The 18,340-nt window shown below is 57.7% G+C and carries 10 protein-coding genes and 2 rRNA genes; 11 read left to right on the forward strand and 1 reads right to left on the reverse strand.

All coding sequences use genetic code 11. From position 1 onward, the window contains the following. The first annotated feature begins 21 nt into the window (after positions 1–21). The 4 genes from QMQ05_RS05270 to QMQ05_RS05285 all read left to right on the forward strand — a co-directional run bounded on the left by QMQ05_RS05270 (position 22) and on the right by QMQ05_RS05285 (position 4,651). Complete coding sequence (locus QMQ05_RS05270; RefSeq protein ID WP_434063192.1) at positions 22–1,239, forward strand: acetylornithine transaminase; 1,218 nt, start codon at positions 22–24, stop codon at positions 1,237–1,239. Positions 1,240–1,290: 51 nt separating this feature from the next. Then, positions 1,291–2,250: an ornithine carbamoyltransferase gene (argF, locus tag QMQ05_RS05275; RefSeq protein WP_345473589.1), complete on the forward strand. Its 960-nt coding sequence runs from the start codon at positions 1,291–1,293 to the stop codon at positions 2,248–2,250. Between the two features lies 1 nt (position 2,251). Next, entirely contained in the window at positions 2,252–2,755 is a 504-nt protein-coding gene (locus tag QMQ05_RS05280) for an arginine repressor (protein WP_334123904.1), read from the forward strand. A gap of 96 nt (positions 2,756–2,851) precedes the next feature. After that, the gene (locus QMQ05_RS05285; RefSeq protein WP_345473592.1) at positions 2,852–4,651 is read left to right on the forward strand and encodes an HNH endonuclease signature motif containing protein; all 1,800 of its coding nucleotides are present in this window, start codon (positions 2,852–2,854) and stop codon (positions 4,649–4,651) included. 145 nt (positions 4,652–4,796) lie between these two features. Here QMQ05_RS05285 and QMQ05_RS05290 read toward each other — a convergent pair whose 3' ends face one another. Beyond that, the gene (locus QMQ05_RS05290) at positions 4,797–5,348 is read right to left on the reverse strand and encodes a macro domain-containing protein (protein WP_334123902.1); all 552 of its coding nucleotides are present in this window, start codon (positions 5,346–5,348) and stop codon (positions 4,797–4,799) included. Between the two features lie 217 nt (positions 5,349–5,565). Between QMQ05_RS05290 and argH the strand changes: the two genes are divergently transcribed. The 7 genes from argH to QMQ05_RS05325 all read left to right on the forward strand — a co-directional run bounded on the left by argH (position 5,566) and on the right by QMQ05_RS05325 (position 18,264). Then, complete coding sequence (gene argH / locus QMQ05_RS05295; protein ID WP_345473594.1) at positions 5,566–6,981, forward strand: argininosuccinate lyase; 1,416 nt, start codon at positions 5,566–5,568, stop codon at positions 6,979–6,981. Positions 6,982–7,085: 104 nt separating this feature from the next. Further along, positions 7,086–7,826 carry a maleylpyruvate isomerase family mycothiol-dependent enzyme gene (locus QMQ05_RS05300; protein WP_345473596.1) on the forward strand — a complete coding sequence of 247 codons (741 nt, stop codon included), beginning with the start codon at positions 7,086–7,088 and terminating at the stop codon, positions 7,824–7,826. An 83-nt stretch (positions 7,827–7,909) separates the two neighbouring features. Further along, entirely contained in the window at positions 7,910–8,458 is a 549-nt protein-coding gene (locus tag QMQ05_RS05305) for an adenine phosphoribosyltransferase (protein WP_345473598.1), read from the forward strand. A gap of 272 nt (positions 8,459–8,730) precedes the next feature. After that, the gene (locus QMQ05_RS05310) at positions 8,731–10,983 is read left to right on the forward strand and encodes a HelD family protein (protein WP_345473600.1); all 2,253 of its coding nucleotides are present in this window, start codon (positions 8,731–8,733) and stop codon (positions 10,981–10,983) included. Between the two features lie 176 nt (positions 10,984–11,159). Continuing rightward, positions 11,160–12,479 carry a tyrosine--tRNA ligase gene (gene tyrS, locus QMQ05_RS05315; RefSeq protein ID WP_345473602.1) on the forward strand — a complete coding sequence of 440 codons (1,320 nt, stop codon included), beginning with the start codon at positions 11,160–11,162 and terminating at the stop codon, positions 12,477–12,479. Between the two features lie 521 nt (positions 12,480–13,000). Next, a 16S ribosomal RNA gene (locus QMQ05_RS05320) occupies positions 13,001–14,526 on the forward strand. Between the two features lie 612 nt (positions 14,527–15,138). Further along, positions 15,139–18,264, forward strand: a 23S ribosomal RNA gene (locus QMQ05_RS05325). Together the 16S and 23S rRNA genes form the textbook arrangement of a ribosomal RNA operon. The last annotated feature ends 76 nt before the right edge of the window (positions 18,265–18,340 follow it).

Below are 18,340 nucleotides of genomic sequence, written 5' to 3' on the forward strand. Positions count from 1 at the left end.
ACCACCGATTTGGCCGCCGATTTGGCCAGCGATGAGGTCCATGAGCTCTCCCAGCTTTCCTCATCGGCCCTCTCACAGCGCTACCAGCAGTCCCTGCTCGGTGTTTTTGGCACCCCGCAGCGGGTATTGGTACGAGGCGCCGGTTGCCACGTGTGGGATGCCGACGGTAAACAGTACCTCGATCTGCTTGGCGGCATTGCGGTCAACACCCTTGGCCATGCCAACCCGTTGCTGACCAGTGTGATCACCAGCCAATTGGCGACCTTGGGGCATGTTTCCAACTTCTTCACCTCCCCAAGCCAGATCGCCCTGGCCGAGAAACTGCTCGAAATCTCCGGCGCCCCGGCCGGCTCCAAGGTGTTCTTCGCTAACTCCGGCACCGAAGCCAATGAGGCCGCACTGAAGCTGACTCGACGCAACACCGGTACCCCTGAAGCACCGCGCACCAAGGTGATCGCCCTAGAACAGGCCTTCCATGGACGAACCCTCGGCGCACTGTCGCTGACGCATAAAGAAAAGTACCGCGCACCCTTCGCACCGCTGCCCGAAAACGTCACCTGGATCCCGGCCGGCGACATCGAGGCGCTGCGCGCTGCGGTAGATCAGAGCGTTGCTGCGGTGTTCATCGAGCCGATCCAGGGCGAGGCCGGGGTGAAAATGCTTTCGGCACGGTACCTTCAGGCAGCCCGCGAGATCACCCGTGAGGCCGGCGCCCTGCTGGTCTTCGACGAGGTACAAACCGGCATGGGCCGCACCGGCTCCTTCTTCGCCTCCACCCCGGTCATTCCCGATGTGATGACTCTGGCTAAGGGGTTGGGCGGTGGCTTCCCGATCGGCGCGATGATCGTCTTCGGTGAAGAGAACTGCGCGCGGTTGACCCCGGGCGATCACGGCACCACCTTTGGCGGCAACCCGATGGCCTGCGCCGCCGGGCTCGCGGTGATTCACACCATCGAATCCCAGAACCTGCTCGAAGCGGTGAAAACCAACGGGACCTGGCTGCGCGAACAGCTCTCAGGGATCCCCGGGGTCAGCCAGGTGCGTGGGGCAGGACTGCTCACGGCCTTTGAACTGGCCGAAGCCAATGCGCCGAAGCTGGTTTCGGTGGCGCTGGATGCCGGGTTCATCATCAACGCCACCGACGAGAACACCATCCGCCTGGCCCCACCACTGGTGATCACCCAAGAGCAGCTGGAAACTTTCCTCACCGCCCTGCCACAGCTGATCGCCAACGCCTAAAAAATTCGCAGCCACCGATTGCGACCTTAACGTACGAAAAGGATCCCCACGATGAGCGCAACCCGCCACTTTTTGACCGATCTGGATTTCACCCCCGACGAGCAGTCCAAGGTGCTCGATCTGGCCGCCAAGATGAAGGCCGACAAGTACGGTTTCACCCCGTTCGCCGGCCCACAAACCGTCGCGGTCTTCTTCGACAAAACTTCCACCCGCACCCGCGTTTCCTTCCACGCCGGCATTGCCGAGCTGGGCGGATCACCACTGATCATCAACTCCGGTGAATCCCAGCTAGGCCATAAGGAGTCCATCTCAGACTCCGCGAAGGTGCTCGAACGCATGGTCTCCACCATCGTGTGGCGCACCTACGCCCAGTCCGGGCTGGAAGAAATGGCTGCGAACTCTGCGGTGCCGGTGATCAATGCGCTCTCCGATGACTACCACCCGTGCCAGTTGATCGCCGATCTACTCACCGTGCGCGAGCACAAGGGAGCCACCGCCGGGCTGACCATGAGCTACCTGGGCGACGCGGCGAACAACATGGCCAACTCCTACCTGCTGGCCGGGGTCACCGCCGGAATGCACGTGCGCATTGCCGGCCCCGAAGGCTACCTGCCCGCCGAATCGATCGTCACCGCCGCCCAGGAACGCGCGAAGCTCACCGGGGGATCGGTCACCATCACCACCGACGCCACCGCCGCGCTGAAGGATGCCGACGTGGTGGTCACCGATACCTGGGTCTCCATGGGGCAAGAAGATGAAAAGGAAGCACGCCTGAAGTTGTTCACCGATTACTCGGTGACCAGCGAGGCGATGAAGCTGGCCAAGGAGGATGCGATCGTGCTGCACTGCCTGCCGGCCTACCGCGGCTACGAAATCGATGCCGAGGTGATCGACGGGCCACAGTCGGTGGTCTTCGATGAGGCCGAAAACCGCGTGCACGCTCAAAAAGCCATCATGACCTGGCTGATGGTCGCCTCGGGCTTGGCCGAAGATCCGCGAGTGGAGCTCTAAGATGTCCAGCCAGCCAAGTACCAAAACTGCCCGGCAGGCCCGCATTCGAGCCTTTTTGGGAAATAATTCGGTCAAGTCCCAGGCCGAGTTGCTCGGGTTGCTCAAAGACGACGGTCTTGAAGTCACCCAGGCCACGCTCTCTCGGGACCTGGTGGAAATTGGCGCGGTGCGTATCCGCGACCATTCCGGTCAGCTGATCTACGCGGTGCGCCAGGAAGGTGGGGATCGCTCCCCGCAGACCGCCATCACCCAGGAAGTGCTCGACGCGCGACTGGCGAAGATCTGTGCCGAACAGCTGGTCACCGCCGAAGCCTCCGGGAACATCGTGGTGCTGCGTACCCCGCCGGGCGCGGCGAACCTGCTGGCCCTGGCCATCGACCACTCGCAGATGCCCTCGATCCTAGGCTGCATCGCGGGGGATGACACCATCATGGTGACCACCCGTGACGTTGCCGGTGGCGCAGAAGTCGCCGCCCGCTTCCTGCAATTGGCCGAACCGCGCTAGCACCCGCCTCCGGCCCCGCGCTTATCCGCCACGCACTTATCCACAGTGCGTGGCGGTGTGCTGTTTAACCGGTCGAATCCGCCGCACTATCGACCCATGGATCTATTGCAGCTCTCGCACCGGCTCACCGAGCTGGCCACCGACGTGGCCCAACGCGCCGGTCAGCGCCCGGACCTGAACGCGTCAGAGCTGACCGCGCCGGAACTACTGCACGCTCAATCCCTCTGCCTGCAACTGCTGAATCAACTGTCCGCCCAGGCCGAGCACCTGAATGATCCGCGAGCCGCGCTGGCCTATGCCCATTTCGCGCAGGCTTTTAGCTACCAAGCCACCCGTTCGAACATCATCGCCGCCAGCCTGGTTGAAACCACCGCCGCGCACGGCCTGGATCTGGATGAATTTGACGATCTGCACGCTGGTCGCACCGACTTCAGCGCAGAACCACGCTTCGCCGCCGGCCGCACGGTCTATCAAGACGCTGCCAGTGTGCTCTCCAACCTGCTGGATATGAACTATTTTGAGGCCGCACGCCGGGTGAAGGATGCGCATTTGCTTCACGCACGACGCGATCAGAACTCTGCGCCCTGCGCCCCGCGCTTCGGGCTCTTGGCCGAACATTTTGCCACCGGCGCGCAACCATCGCCGGAGGATGATGCTCCAACTGACGTTTCGGCTTCTTCATCCGATTCCGCATCCGCGCCGTGGAGTCCACCAGACCTGCACTACCTGCGCGACCCACGTGAAGTGCTCAAAGCCGCGCGAGCCTTAGATAGGTTCGAACCCGAAGACACCACCTTTGACGGCCTGCCGACCACGGCCACCGCTACCGGGCCCGACGGCGTACTACTTGAAGAACACGCCAGCGAAATGCTGCTTGAACCCTCGGTGCGCAGCCGGCAAAAGCACCTGAACACCCTCATTAAGGAATACAAGGACCTGCACCAGGAGACTCAAACACCAGCACTGGGGCTTTTCCGAGGCAAGGTCATCAACGGTGTCCACGAATTTATCGTTCGCGTAACTTCCCTGGATGCCGAACTGTGGAACTCGCTCATCGCTCAGGCCGATAACAAGCGCACCCAAGCCGGAGCAGCTGCCCGCCAAACGGAGCAAAACTCCCAGCCCGAAGCATCCGATCAGGCCGGACAATCCGAACAAACTTCTGCAGCAACCGCAGAGCAAGATACCGCAGAGGTCGAACCTCAGGTCGACGAACTCTGGCACAGCGATCAGCCGATTCCTGAGTGGGCGCGCGGAGCACAAACACCTGCCGACCCCGCAGCTGCCTCCGATGAAGCAGCTTCGGGAGGACCCGCACCAACGATGCCAAGCAACTGCACCGTGGCTCAGCGGAGAATGAACGCGCTCAACGCGGTACTACGCAATATCGATCCGGAAAATAGCACAAAACGCATCACTCCGGAAATTGTGGTGCATGCCAGCTATCAAGACCTGGCCGATCTGGGCTCGCTGAGCGGTGTCACCGCGCACGGGGTGAAACTCTCCGCGGGCGAACTACGCATCATGCTATGCGAAGCGAAAGTCTTAAGCCCGATCTACAACGCCGATGGGGTCATCATGGACATCGGTCGAGACGCCCGGCTCTTCCCACGCTGGATGAAGCTGGCCGCTCGTGACCGAGACGGTGGCTGTTTGGTCCCCGGTTGTACCGAGGAGCCAGCACTACTGGACTACCACCACTTCAAACCCTGGTCCAAAGGCGGGCATACGCGCCTGCAGGATTGCTGTCCGTTGTGTAGGAGTCATCACGTGATGGTCCATAACGGGTATTTAAGGCTTGTGAAGGTCAAGGGATTGCCCTACGTCATACTGCCCAAGCATCTCGACCCCGATCAGCAACCGCGGCGCAATACCTACTTCTCCCGCGCCGGATAGCACGCCACCTTTTTTGAGCGCACGCGTTTGACTGCACGCGCTGACTAACTTCCGCACGGCATCACACTGTCTGGAGGCAGAAAATTGCCGCGCCCGTTCTTGATGAAGGGGCGCGGCAACATTTGTGTCTAGAGCATTCCGAACATCAGGCCGCCACTTCTTCAATGGCGTCTAGATCAAAGGCCCGCTCGAAAGCGGCCTGAACTTCATCGGTGTGCGCGACCAACACAATTTTGTGGATCGGCGAAATATGCTTGTTGGTGTCGATCCACCGTTCAATGGCTTCATGAGCAATGTCGGCCACCTGCTGTGGATCCCAGCCGAAAGCCCCGGCCCCGATTGCGGGGAACGCGATCGAATGCGCATCATGACGTGCAGCCACGTACAGCGAGTTCACAAAGCAATCGCCGAGAATTTTTGGGTTCGGCTTGATCAGCGCCAGATTAGGTGCGGCCGTATGGATGACCCATTTCGCGTCCAAGGCCCCGGCCTTCGTTGCCACAGCAATTCCCGAGGGGATACCGTCCGGATAGCGCTGTGCACGAACTTCGCGGCAGGCAGCCAACAGGCTAGGGCCAGCTGCTTCATGAATCGCTCCGTCAACACCGCCACCGCCGAGCAATGAAGGATTTGCGGCGTTCACAATGGCATCAACGTGCAGGGTGGTGATGTCACCCCGGTACAACTGGATTTCCATTTCGTACCTCCGAAGTTAGATCCGATTCGGTTATGGCAACACCATACGCCCGGGTGCTGTGGACTGGAAGAGGTTAAACATCGAGTTTCCTGCGTGTCGCAGTGGAAAGAAAAAATTGCATGAATCGGTAACCGAATGAATATTTATGAGCAACATTGCATAAACCTTTGCTAGAGTAGGGTTCAGTGCAATTTTTACCGGCAGAAAGGAACAGGCCATGGCCTCGTCAACAAATGAAGGATCGCTGTGGGGCGGTCGCTTCTCCGGCGGCCCTGCGGATGCAATGGCGGCGCTGAGCAAGTCAACCCACTTCGATTGGCGACTAGCCAGCTACGACATCGCCGGTTCCCGCGCCCATGCCAAGGTCCTGAACCGTGCTGGGCTGCTGAGTGATGTTGAGCTCGCCGACATGATTGCCGCCCTGGATAAGCTGGAAGACGATGTGAAGTCCGGTGCCTACGTTGCTGCCGAAACGGACGAGGACGTGCACGGTTCGCTGGAACGCGGACTGCTAGAGCGCGCGGGTACCGCGTTGGGCGGAAAATTGCGTGCCGGTCGTTCACGTAACGACCAGATTGCCACCCTGGGTCGGATGTTTTTGCGCGACCATGCCCGCATCATTGCCCGTGGCGTGATCGACACCCTCGATGCCATGGTGGAGCAGGTCAAGGCTCACCCTTATGCGCCCATGCCTGGACGCACGCACCTGCAGCACGCGCAACCGATTCTGCTCTCGCACTTGTTGCTGGCCTACTCCTGGCCGCTACTGCGAGACGTGCAGCGCCTGATCGATTGGGACAAGCGTGCGGCAGTTTCGCCGTATGGTTCCGGCGCACTCGCTGGGCAGACCCTGGGTCTGGACCCGAACTTCGTCGCAGCAGAGCTGGGATTCGACTCGGCCGTGCATAACTCGATCGACGGGACCGCAGCCCGTGATGTTTTTGCTGAATTCTCCTGGATTGCCGCGATGATCGGCGTCGATCTTTCGCGGGTCTCCGAGGAAGTCATCCTTTGGGCGACCAAGGAATTTAGCTTCGTGAAGCTCCACGATTCCTTCTCTACTGGTTCCTCGATCATGCCGCAGAAGAAGAATCCGGATATCGCTGAACTTGCTCGCGGTAAAGCAGGGCGTTTGATCGGCGATCTCACCGGCTTGCTGGCCACTCTCAAAGCACTACCGCTGGCCTACAACCGCGATCTGCAGGAGGACAAGGAACCGGTGTTCGACGCTGCGGATACCCTGGAAATTCTTCTGCCGGCGGTTGCCGGCATGATGGGCACGCTGACGTTTAATACCGAACGCATGGCCGAACTCGCCCCGCAGGGTTTCGCCCTGGCAACGGACATCGCCGAATGGTTGGTCCGACAGGGTGTGCCGTTCCGCGATGCGCATGAACTCTCCGGGGCTGCGGTGCAGCTGGCCGAATCGCGTGACGTGGAATTGTGGGACTTGACCGACGAAGACTACGCCGGTATTTCCGAACATTTGACCCCAGAGGTTCGCGAAGTGCTCTCCACACAAGGATCGCTGAATGCGCGCAATGGCCAGGGCGGTACCGCCCCAAGCGCTGTAGCAGCTCAGCTTGAAGAATTCGAGCGTCAGCTCGCTGACATCAAATCCTGGGCACAGTAAACACTACTTCGGGCGCTTCGCCTGAGCTTAGCGGCCATCGTGCAAAGACTTTTGTGCGGTGGCCGCTTGCTTATTACCCGACCACCCACGCTAAAGTGTGTCCTATGGCACAACTTCTGGCTCCCGCGGACCTCATTGCACAAGTCACCACTGCATTGGACGAACTTTCTGATCAGCTGCGCGAGCTGGCGCTAGCCGATTATTCCAAGCCCAGCTCATTGCCGGGATGGAACACGGCTCAGCTCGTTGCCCATCTGGCGTCCTTTGCCAAGGCTGCAGTGCGTCAATTTGACAGCGCCGGGCAGCAAGAATTGCCGCCGATGTACGACGGGGGAGCCGAGGGGCGGATCGAAGCTATCAACATGACAGCGTTGATGCGCCCCGAGTCTTTACAAGCTTTAGCCCTCGATGCTCTGAGCCAACTGCGCTTGACGCTACCGTCTGCACAACAGAAATGGGACGCTGCTGTGGGCTATCGTCCGGGAGCGCAAGTGGCCGACTTGGTGTACGCGACCTGGCGAGAAATGCTCATCCACGCCACCGATCTGGATCATATGGTGCGCCCTGCAGCCTCGTGGCCTGCTGAATTTTGCGCTCACCTGTTCCGGGCGCTTGAAGCCCGCGTGCCTCAAAGCATGCGTCTGGTTCTGCAACCTCATGGTAAACCCCGGATTGTCTTGGGCGAAGGGGAGAAATCCTGGGTGCTTTCGGGGACCGATTTCGATCTGGCGGCCTGGCTCGCAGGTCGAGAAATGCCAGGTTCAATCCGCGTCACGGCCGCGGCCGACGGGGCTGCCGATCCAGAATTATTACCTTGGCCCAGCGACCGACTGATGCAACGTTAACCACTCGATTGCATGAGCTGGACTCAAAGTGTGCTCATGATTATGCACTCTGACGCATCATCTGCGGCGCAAAAGGACTAAAATTGCTAGGCGTGACTACTTCTGAGAACATTAGCGACCTGCTGGACCGACTAAGCAAGATCGTCCCGGACTACCCACAGCCCGGAATCTCCTTCAAGGACCTGACTCCGGTCTTCGCCGATCCGGTGGGTTTGCGTCGCATGGTGGATGAACTGATCGCTCCTTTTGAAGGACAGTTCGATATTGTCGCCGGTCTTGAAGCCCGCGGGTTCGTCCTGGCTGCGGCCGCGGCCTACGCTTCGGGCAAGGGCATGCTGACTATCCGCAAAGCCGGCAAGCTACCGCGCGAGGTGTACCGCGATGAGTACACCCTCGAATATGGCACCAGCTGCCTCGAAGTGCATAAAGACGAAATCGCTCCCGGAACCCGGGTACTGATCCTCGACGACGTTTTGGCCACCGGCGGAACCGTGGGTTCATCGGTACGTTTGATCGAAAAGACCGGCGCCACCGTCGCTGGGATCGGCGTGGTGCTAGAGCTCGACGGCCTGGACGGTCGCGGCAAGCTAGAAGGCCACCGCGTGCATTCACTGCAGGTCGTACACTCCTAAAACTAGTGCCGAACCCGGTAATAGTGCGCAGTGTTTCACGCCTCTGGCGAACAACCTGCGACCACGAGTGGAACACGGAACGAACATTCCTCGACCCAGTGGCGCACAATGGGCGAGCAACAGGCTGAAGTCAGGCCAACCGCCGGTGTCTCAGGCTTAACTGCTCGGTGCGGGCGCGGTAGGTAGATTACCGGACAGCGATTAAAGGCGCGTATCATTATCTGTCCTGTGATTTTGCGCAGGAGCCGATTGTGAGCGCGAGGGGAACTAGGTTGACCGAGACGATCGAACGCGACTTGTTAGCTGAATCCGAATATGTGGGGCGCTTGTATGAGCGTCTAGATGAGTTGCGCGCCGAAAAGGTTGAGCAGCTGGAACGTACCCGCGCCCAGGGGGCGATCGGAACCTTCCAGAATATGTCCGAACGTGATTCCTTCGCCACCCTCTACGAGGATAGGATCGCCCAACTTGATGCGGTTCAGGACCGGCTGGTTTTTGGGCGACTCGATATGGGTGGGGCCGCCAAAGAGCAAGGTCCACGCTACATCGGGCGCATCGGCCTGTCCGATGAGGACCTGAACCGCCTGATGATCGACTGGCGAGCCACCGAGGCCGCACCGTTCTACCAAGCCACCGCGCTGAACCCGCGTGGGGTGCGCCGTCGTCGCCACCTGATGCTCAAAGGCCGATCCGTGGCCGGGATCGAAGACGACGTGCTCGATGAAACCTGGCTGGATGAGGGGCATACCCATCACGGTGAGGGCGCCCTGATGGCTGCGCTGCGCGAAAAGCGCACCGGACGCATGGGCGATATTGTCGGCACCATTCAAGCCGAACAGGATGCCATCATCCGTGCCGAACTTCCCGGAGCGGTGGTCGTCCAAGGTGGTCCGGGTACCGGTAAAACGGCGGTGGCCCTGCACCGTGCGGCGTTTTTGCTCTACGAATACCGCGAACGGCTCAAAAACGCCGGCGTGCTGATCGTCGGCCCGTCAAACTCTTTTATGCGCTATATCGAACGCGTGCTGCCATCCCTGGGCGAAACCGGCGTCGTGATGTCCTCGGTGGGCGAGCTGTACCACGGGGTGTACGCGGTGCCAGAAACCAACCGCACGGTGGCTCGGCTCAAGGGTCAACTTTCGATGGCCAAGGTTATCGCTAACGCGGTGCGCAATCGCCAGCGACTGATCCCCGAAGACCGGATCGTCGTGGTGGAGGGCACCCGCCTGACCGTGACCCCCAAAATGGTTAAAAATGCCCGCGAACGCGCCCGCCACACCCACAAGCCGTATAACGAAGCCCGCGAAACCTTCGTGAAAGTACTCGTGGGTGACCTAGCTGAACAGCTACGTCGCAAACTCGAAGAATCTGCCGGGCAGTCTTCGACCACTGACCGCTCATATTTGCCGCAGGAAGTTCGTGAGTCCTACGACGTGCGCGTGCTGCTGAACCTGTGCTGGATGCCGCTGACCCCGCAACAACTGGTCGCCGAGCTCTTGGCCGCCCCGCACCTTTTGGCGGCCGCCGCCCCGCAGCTCAAAGAGTCTGAGCGTGACGCCCTGTACCGGCGCAGGACCGAGCCGTTCACCGAAGCTGATGTGCCCCTGCTTGATGAGGCGGCACAATTGCTCGGTGATTTCGCCGATCCGCACGCGGCGGCCCACACCGCGCAGTACGAGGCAGATGTCGAAAACGCTAAGGCTGCGTTGAACAACATGCACACCATGTTGGAAAACGCGGGGATCGACGGGGTCGTCACCGCCGAGCAGGTGGCCGGGGTGAACCAGGAAACAGCTGCTGTACTGACCTCCGCCGAACGCGCGGTCGCCGATCGTACCTGGGCGTACGGGCATATCGTCGTTGATGAAGCGCAGGAGCTTTCGCCCATGCAGTGGCGCCTATTGGTGCGTCGTTGCCCGATGAAGTCTTTCACCATTGTGGGCGATATTGCGCAGACCTCTGCGGCTTCGGGCGCCAGTAGCTGGGCCCAAGCCCTAGAACCCTTCTTTGGCGACCGTTTTGAGCTAGAAGAATTGACGGTCAATTACCGTACGCCGGCGCAGATCGCCGATGCTGCAGTTCGCGTAGCGCAGGCTGCCGGCTTGCGCATCACCACCCCGCAGGCGGTGCGCGAAGGGGATTGGCCACCGGTCATCACCAAAACTACGCCGGACAATCTAGAAGCAACGGTCCTTGAAACGCTGGCAACTGAGCTGGAATATTCAGCCGGTGGTCTGCAAGCGGTCATTGTTCCGCAACACGAGCTTGCCCGGATCCGTTCGGCGGTCACCGATGTCTATGGCGATCGTGTGGGAAGCGGTTCGGGCGGTATGAGCCAGGACATCGTGGTGATTTCCGCGCGCGAATCAAAGGGCTTGGAATTTGATGGTGTGCTGATTCTCGAACCGGCGGCCCTAGTTGCCGAAGTTGATGGTGGCGTGGGCGACTTGTATGTGGCCATGACGCGTACCACCCAGCGGCTTCATGTGGTGCACAGCCAAGCGTTGCCACAGGGAATGAACTGAACACCCACATGTGACCAAGGGCTGAGACCGGTAACTGGAACTTGCCTAGGGCCACGGGATAATCTGGAAACTGCGCGCCGATGAGGCAACCCCAACTTTCGGCGCACCAGCAGATGCGTGTGAGCTGATCACACGTATTAGGGGCAGATCGAAGACAGAAAATGGTCACAGTGAGCATGTCTGATACCAAGCAGAACCCCGTGATTGCGGGACAGAGTAACGACGCATCTTTTCCGAACGTCTGGCAGGAACTGAAGTGGCGCGGCCTCGTGCACGTTTCTACCGATGAGACCGAGCTGGAACGAGCCCTGTCCGAAGAGACTGTGACTTACTATTGCGGGTTCGATCCGACTGCGCCCTCCCTGCACCTAGGCAATCTCGTGCAGTTGCTGAATATGCGTCGCCTGCAGCTGGCCGGCCACAAGCCACTGGCTCTGGTCGGCGGTTCCACCGGTCTGATTGGCGATCCACGCCAAACCGCAGAGCGCACCTTGAACACCAAAGAGACCGTGAACGAATGGGTCGCCAAGCTGCAGTCTCAGGTTTCCCGCTTCCTCTCCGCTGAGGGGGACAACGCAGTGCGCCTGGTGAACAACCTAGATTGGACTCAACAGCTTTCGGCTCTGGATTTCCTGCGCGATGTTGGCAAGTACTTCCGTGTGGGCACCATGGTCAAGAAGGAGATCGTCGCCGCGCGTCTGAACTCCGACGAAGGCATCAGCTACACCGAGTTCTCCTACCAGGTGCTTCAGGGCTACGACTTCTTGGAGCTCAACCGTCAGTACGGTTGCACTTTGCAGACCGGCGGTTCGGACCAGTGGGGCAACCTGACCAGTGGCACCGATCTGATCCGCAAGGTTCAGGGCAACTCCGTACATGCGTATGGCACCCCGCTGATCACCAACTCGGATGGCACCAAGTTTGGTAAGTCCGAGGGTAATGCGATTTGGCTGGATGCTGACATGTGCAGCCCGTACACCTTCTACCAGTTCTGGTTGAACACTGCCGATGCCGATGTGATCGACCGCTTGAAGGTCTTCACGTTCCTGACCCGAGAGCAGATCGCCGAACTGGAGACCGAGGTTGCCGAGCGTCCGTTCAAGCGCGTTGCCCAGCGCACCCTAGCTTGGGAAGTGACTTCCTTGGTCCACGGTGAGCAGGCGACCGAGCAGGTTATCGCTGCCTCCGCAGCGGTATTCGGCAATGGTGATTTGAGCGCCATCGACCTGCCAACTTTGGAATCGGTCATTGCTGAATTGCCAACGGCAAAGGTCACCGTCGACGATCTCGGCATCTTGAACGTGCTGCAGTCTTCGGGTCTGAGCAAGTCGCAGTCTGAGGCTCGACGTACTGTCACCGAGGGTGGCGCCTACGTGAACAACGAAAAAGCTGACGGCATCGACACTGTTCTGAGCGAATCGGATTTCCTGCACGGCCGATACGCAATCCTGCGTCGCGGTAAGAAGAACATGGCAGTGGTCGAGCTAGCTCAATAGCCATAAATACCGACGCACTACACGAAACCACCAAAAAATGTTGTGAACCAGCACACTTTTTTGGTGGTTTTGTTGTATCCGGTAACGAAAACTCCAAGTCACCCACGGAATTAGCCTGAATTTGCGACACGTTTGCCGATTTTGCCTCTGGTGGGAATCCGTGTAAAGTTTTATCTCGCGCCGCTGATCCGGACGGGCCGAAATGGTCTGAAGGAAACAGTGGGGTGAACGAGCTGGAAACGTCGAGTTGACTTTGGTTGACGCGGTGGTAAGCTTGAAAAGTTGCTCCGGAGCGAAGCAGTCACTGGTTTTGTGGTGGTTGTGGTGTCGAGAGTGTTTGTTGTTTGAGAACTCAATAGTGTGCCAAGTTTGTTGATACCGAATTATTTTTATTTGGTGAATACATAACATTTGCTTGAGGCATTACACCCCCGTGTAGTGTTCTTGAGTGTTTTTTATTCGCCAGGATTTTTTCATTGATTCTCCCTTATTTTCCGAGGGGTTTCGGTGGCTTTTTGTTTTTTATGGAGAGTTTGATCCTGGCTCAGGATGAACGCTGGCGGCGTGCTTAACACATGCAAGTCGAACGATGAAGCCCTGCTTGCAGGGTGGATTAGTGGCGAACGGGTGAGTAACACGTGAGTAACCTGCCCCCGACTTTGGGATAAGCCCGGGAAACTGGGTCTAATACCGGATATGACTTCTTACCGCATGGTGGGTTGTTGAAAGATTTATCGGTGGGGGATGGACTCGCGGCCTATCAGCTTGTTGGTGAGGTAATGGCTCACCAAGGCGACGACGGGTAGCCGGCCTGAGAGGGTGACCGGCCACACTGGGACTGAGACACGGCCCAGACTCCTACGGGAGGCAGCAGTGGGGAATATTGCACAATGGGCGCAAGCCTGATGCAGCGACGCCGCGTGAGGGATGACGGCCTTCGGGTTGTAAACCTCTTTCAGTAGGGAAGAAGCGAGAGTGACGGTACCTGCAGAAGAAGCGCCGGCTAACTACGTGCCAGCAGCCGCGGTAATACGTAGGGCGCAAGCGTTATCCGGATTTATTGGGCGTAAAGAGCTCGTAGGCGGTTTGTCGCGTCTGCCGTGAAAGTCCGAGGCTCAACCTCGGATCTGCGGTGGGTACGGGCAGACTAGAGTGATGTAGGGGAGACTGGAATTCCTGGTGTAGCGGTGAAATGCGCAGATATCAGGAGGAACACCGATGGCGAAGGCAGGTCTCTGGGCATTTACTGACGCTGAGGAGCGAAAGCATGGGGAGCGAACAGGATTAGATACCCTGGTAGTCCATGCCGTAAACGTTGGGCACTAGGTGTGGGGGACATTCCACGTTTTCCGCGCCGTAGCTAACGCATTAAGTGCCCCGCCTGGGGAGTACGGCCGCAAGGCTAAAACTCAAAGGAATTGACGGGGGCCCGCACAAGCGGCGGAGCATGCGGATTAATTCGATGCAACGCGAAGAACCTTACCAAGGCTTGACATGTGCCAGACCGGATCAGAGATGGTCTTTCCCTTCGGGGCTGGTTCACAGGTGGTGCATGGTTGTCGTCAGCTCGTGTCGTGAGATGTTGGGTTAAGTCCCGCAACGAGCGCAACCCTCGTTCCATGTTGCCAGCACGTAGTGGTGGGGACTCATGGGAGACTGCCGGGGTCAACTCGGAGGAAGGTGGGGATGACGTCAAATCATCATGCCCCTTATGTCTTGGGCTTCACGCATGCTACAATGGCCGGTACAATGGGTTGCGATACTGTGAGGTGGAGCTAATCCCTAAAAGCCGGTCTCAGTTCGGATTGGGGTCTGCAACTCGACCCCATGAAGTCGGAGTCGCTAGTAATCGCAGATCAGCAACGCTGCGGTGAATACGTTCCCGGGCCTTGTACACACCGCCCGTCAAGTCACGAAAGTTGGTAACACCCGAAGCCGATGGCCTAACCACCTTGTGTGGGGGGAGTCGTCGAAGGTGGGACTGGCGATTGGGACTAAGTCGTAACAAGGTAGCCGTACCGGAAGGTGCGGCTGGATCACCTCCTTTCTAAGGAGCTAACCATTTTTGGTTGCCCATGTCTGTGCACGAGTGTTGTACGGGTGGGTTGCTCATGGGTGGAATATCAATGAACTCAGTACTGGAAAGCATGCATGCCTGATCAGTCCTTTATATGGGGGTTGTGTGGTGTGTGTGGGGTACTGGCTGGCTGCATGGTGTTTGTGTGCTGTTAGTACGCACTGGTGATGATGGTCCTCTTGGGGGTTGTTGTTGGTGGTGTTGGAACGTGGTGTGTGAGTGGTGTGTGGTTTGTATGGTTTGGCATGCTGTTGGGTTTTGAGGCAACAAGCCTCTAATACCGTGGTGATGATCTTTGGGGTTGTTGTTGTGGGTTGGGTTTTGGTGTTTCGGTGTTTGTCCTGTGTTTGCTGCGGTGATGTCCTGGTGGATTGATACTGGCCTTTGGGTTGGTGTTGGTTTGGGGTGTTGTTGTGGGGGTGTGGGGTTGTTGTTTGGGAACTGTATAGTGAACGCGAGCATCTTGCAGATGAGATGAGTCTGATGATCCTTTTCCTGGGGTTGTTGGGTGTTTGAGTCTTGTCTGTGTGATTTTGTTAGATTGTTTTATTGCTCAATTATTTTTGGGAACTTTGATTTTGTGTTGAAGTTTTTAAGGGCGCACGGTGGATGCCTTGGCATCAAGAGCCGATGAAGGACGTGGGAATCTGCGATAAGCCTGGTGGAGTCGATAACCGGACGTTGAGACCAGGATTTCCGAATGGGGGAACCCCGCACCATGTTATGTGGTGTGACCTGCAGCTGAATGTATAGGCTGTGTGGAGGGAACGCGGGGAAGTGAAACATCTCAGTACCCGCAGGAAGAGAAAACAATAGTGATTCCGTTAGTAGTGGCGAGCGAACGCGGATGGGGCTAAACCGGTTGGTGTGTGATAGCGGATAGGCGTTGCATCATCGGGGTTGTGGGGTCAACATGTACCAGTGCTATCTTGCTGGTGGGATGAGGTGCAGGCGTATAGGTGAATCGGTTGGAATGCCGGACCATAGAGGGTGATAGTCCCGTAGGTGTAATGCGTGTCTGCCGTTCTAGTGTTGATACCCGAGTAGCACGGGGCCCGTGAAACCTTGTGTGAATCTGCCAGGACCACCTGGTAAGCCTGAATACTACTTGATGACCGATAGTGAATCAGTACCGTGAGGGAATGGTGAAAAGTACCCCGGGAGGGGAGTGAAATAGTACCTGAAACCGTGTGCTTACAATCCGTTAGAGCAGCCACTTGTGGTTGTGATGGCGTGCCTTTTGAAGAATGAGCCTGCGAGTTAGTGCTGTGTCGCGAGGTTAACCCGTGTGGGGTAGCCGTAGCGAAAGCGAGTCTGAATAGGGCGTTTGAGTGGCACGGTCTAGACCCGAAGCGAAGTGATCTACCCATGGCCAGGTTGAAGCGCGTGTAAGAGCGTGTGGAGGACCGAACCCACTTCAGTTGAAAATGGAGGGGATGAGCTGTGGGTAGGGGTGAAAGGCCAATCAAACTTCGTGATAGCTGGTTCTCCCCGAAATGCATTTAGGTGCAGCGTTACGTGTTTCTTGCTGGAGGTAGAGCTACTGGATAGGCGATGGGCCCTACAAGGTTACTGACCTTAGCCAAACTCCGAATGCCGGTAAGTGAGAGCGTAGCAGTGAGACTGTGGGGGATAAGCTTCATAGTCGAGAGGGAAACAGCCCAGAACGCCAACTAAGGCCCCTAAGCGTGTGCTAAGTGGAAAAGGATGTGGAGTTGCTGTGACAACCAGGAGGTTGGCTTAGAAGCAGCCACCCTTGAAAGAGTGCGTAATAGCTCACTGGTCAAGTGATTCCGCGCCGATAATGTAGCGGGGCTCAAGCACACCGCCGAAGTTGCGTCATTCAAATATTAACCCGGTTTCGATTGGGTGTTTGGATGGGTAGGGGAGCGTCGTATAGCGGGTGAAGTCGCGGTGGAAACCAGCGGTGGACGCTATACGAGTGAGAATGCAGGCATGAGTAGCGAATGACGGGTGAGAAACCCGTCCGCCGAATGATCAAGGGTTCCAGGGTTAAGCTAATCTGCCCTGGGTTAGTCGGGGCCTAAGGCGAGGCCGACAGGCGTAGTCGATGGATAACGGGTTGATATTCCCGTACCGGCGAAGGACCGCCCATACTGAGCTGTGGATGCTAACCATGACGGATCATGGCGTGATGACCTTCGGGTTGTTTGTTGTGTGGTGTTGTGGGAACCGATGCAGTGAGGTCAGCGTATTAACAGGTGTGACGCAGGAAGGTAGCCGAGCCAGGCAATGGAATTGACCTGGTCCAAGGGTGTAGGAAGAGTGGTTGGCAAATCCGCCACTCATGTTTCTGAGACCTGATAGGCGCCCCATTTGTGGGGTGATTCGGTGATCCTATGCTGCCTAGAAAAGCATCGGCGTGAGGTCCCAGTCCGCCCGTACCCCAAACCGACACAGGTGATCAGGTAGAGAATACTAAGGCGATCGAGAGAATCATGGTTAAGGAACTCGGCAAAATGCCCCCGTAACTTCGGAAGAAGGGGGGCCTGCCTCGTGATCAGCTCTTGCAGTTGTGAGCGGGTGTGGGCCGCAGAGACCAGGGGGAAGCGACTGTTTACTAAAAACACAGGTCCGTGCGAAGTCGCAAGACGATGTATACGGACTGACTCCTGCCCGGTGCTGGAAGGTTAAGAGGACTGGTTAGCAGTAATGCGAAGCTGAGAATTTAAGCCCCAGTAAACGGCGGTGGTAACTATAACCATCCTAAGGTAGCGAAATTCCTTGTCGGGTAAGTTCCGACCTGCACGAATGGAGTAACGACTTCCCCGCTGTCTCAACCATGAACTCGGCGAAATTGCAGTACGAGTAAAGATGCTCGTTACGCGCAGCAGGACGGAAAGACCCCGAGACCTTTACTATAGTTTGGTATTGGTGTTCGGTGCAGCTTGTGTAGGATAGGTGGGAGACTTTGAAGCTTGGACGCTAGTTCAGGTGGAGTCATCGTTGAAATACCACTCTGGCTGTATCGGTCACCTAACTTCGGACCATGATCTGGTTCAGGGACAGTGCCTGATGGGTAGTTTAACTGGGGCGGTTGCCTCCTAAAATGTAACGGAGGCGCCCAAAGGTTCCCTCAGCCTGGTTGGCAATCAGGTGTTGAGTGTAAGTGCACAAGGGAGCTTGACTGTGAGAGTGACAGCTCGAGCAGGGACGAAAGTCGGGACTAGTGATCCGGCGGCACCTCGTGGAAGGGCCGTCGCTCAACGGATAAAAGGTACCTCGGGGATAACAGGCTGATCTTGCCCAAGAGTCCATATCGACGGCATGGTTTGGCACCTCGATGTCGGCTCGTCGCATCCTGGGGCTGGAGTAGGTCCCAAGGGTTGGGCTGTTCGCCCATTAAAGCGGTACGCGAGCTGGGTTTAGAACGTCGTGAGACAGTTCGGTCCCTATCCGCTGCGCGCGTTGGAAATTTGAGAAGGGCTGTCCTTAGTACGAGAGGACCGGGACGGACTAACCTCTGGTGTGTCAGTTGTACTGCCAAGTGCATCGCTGATTAGCTACGTTGGGAAGGGATAACCGCTGAAAGCATCTAAGCGGGAAGCCTGCTTCGAGATGAGATTTCCATGCACTATTGTGTGTGAGGCCCCCAGCTAGACCACTGGGTTGATAGGCAGGATGTGGAAGCAAGGACTGAAGACTTGTGTAGCTGACCTGTACTAATAGGCCGATGACTTTCAACACAACTATAAAACAATAATTTGCTAGCAAAGTTAGTATGCTGTTCGCGTTCACTATGCGGTTACGAGACAACAACCTC

Origin of the sequence: Glutamicibacter sp. B1, assembly GCF_039602135.1 — a bacterium.
GTDB lineage: Bacteria > Actinomycetota > Actinomycetes > Actinomycetales > Micrococcaceae > Glutamicibacter > Glutamicibacter ectropisis.

Excerpts from the sequence above, each read along its gene's own strand:
- argF (WP_345473589.1), top strand. The coding sequence starts at position 1,291 with ATGAGCGCAACCCGCCACTTTTTGACCGATCTGGATTTCACCCCCGAC.
- QMQ05_RS05280 (WP_334123904.1), top strand. The coding sequence starts at position 2,252 with ATGTCCAGCCAGCCAAGTACCAAAACTGCCCGGCAGGCCCGCATTCGA.
- QMQ05_RS05285 (WP_345473592.1), top strand. The coding sequence starts at position 2,852 with ATGGATCTATTGCAGCTCTCGCACCGGCTCACCGAGCTGGCCACCGAC.
- QMQ05_RS05290 (WP_334123902.1), bottom strand. The coding sequence starts at position 5,348 with ATGGAAATCCAGTTGTACCGGGGTGACATCACCACCCTGCACGTTGAT.
- argH (WP_345473594.1), top strand. The coding sequence starts at position 5,566 with ATGGCCTCGTCAACAAATGAAGGATCGCTGTGGGGCGGTCGCTTCTCC.
- QMQ05_RS05300 (WP_345473596.1), top strand. The coding sequence starts at position 7,086 with ATGGCACAACTTCTGGCTCCCGCGGACCTCATTGCACAAGTCACCACT.
- tyrS (WP_345473602.1), top strand. The coding sequence starts at position 11,160 with ATGTCTGATACCAAGCAGAACCCCGTGATTGCGGGACAGAGTAACGAC.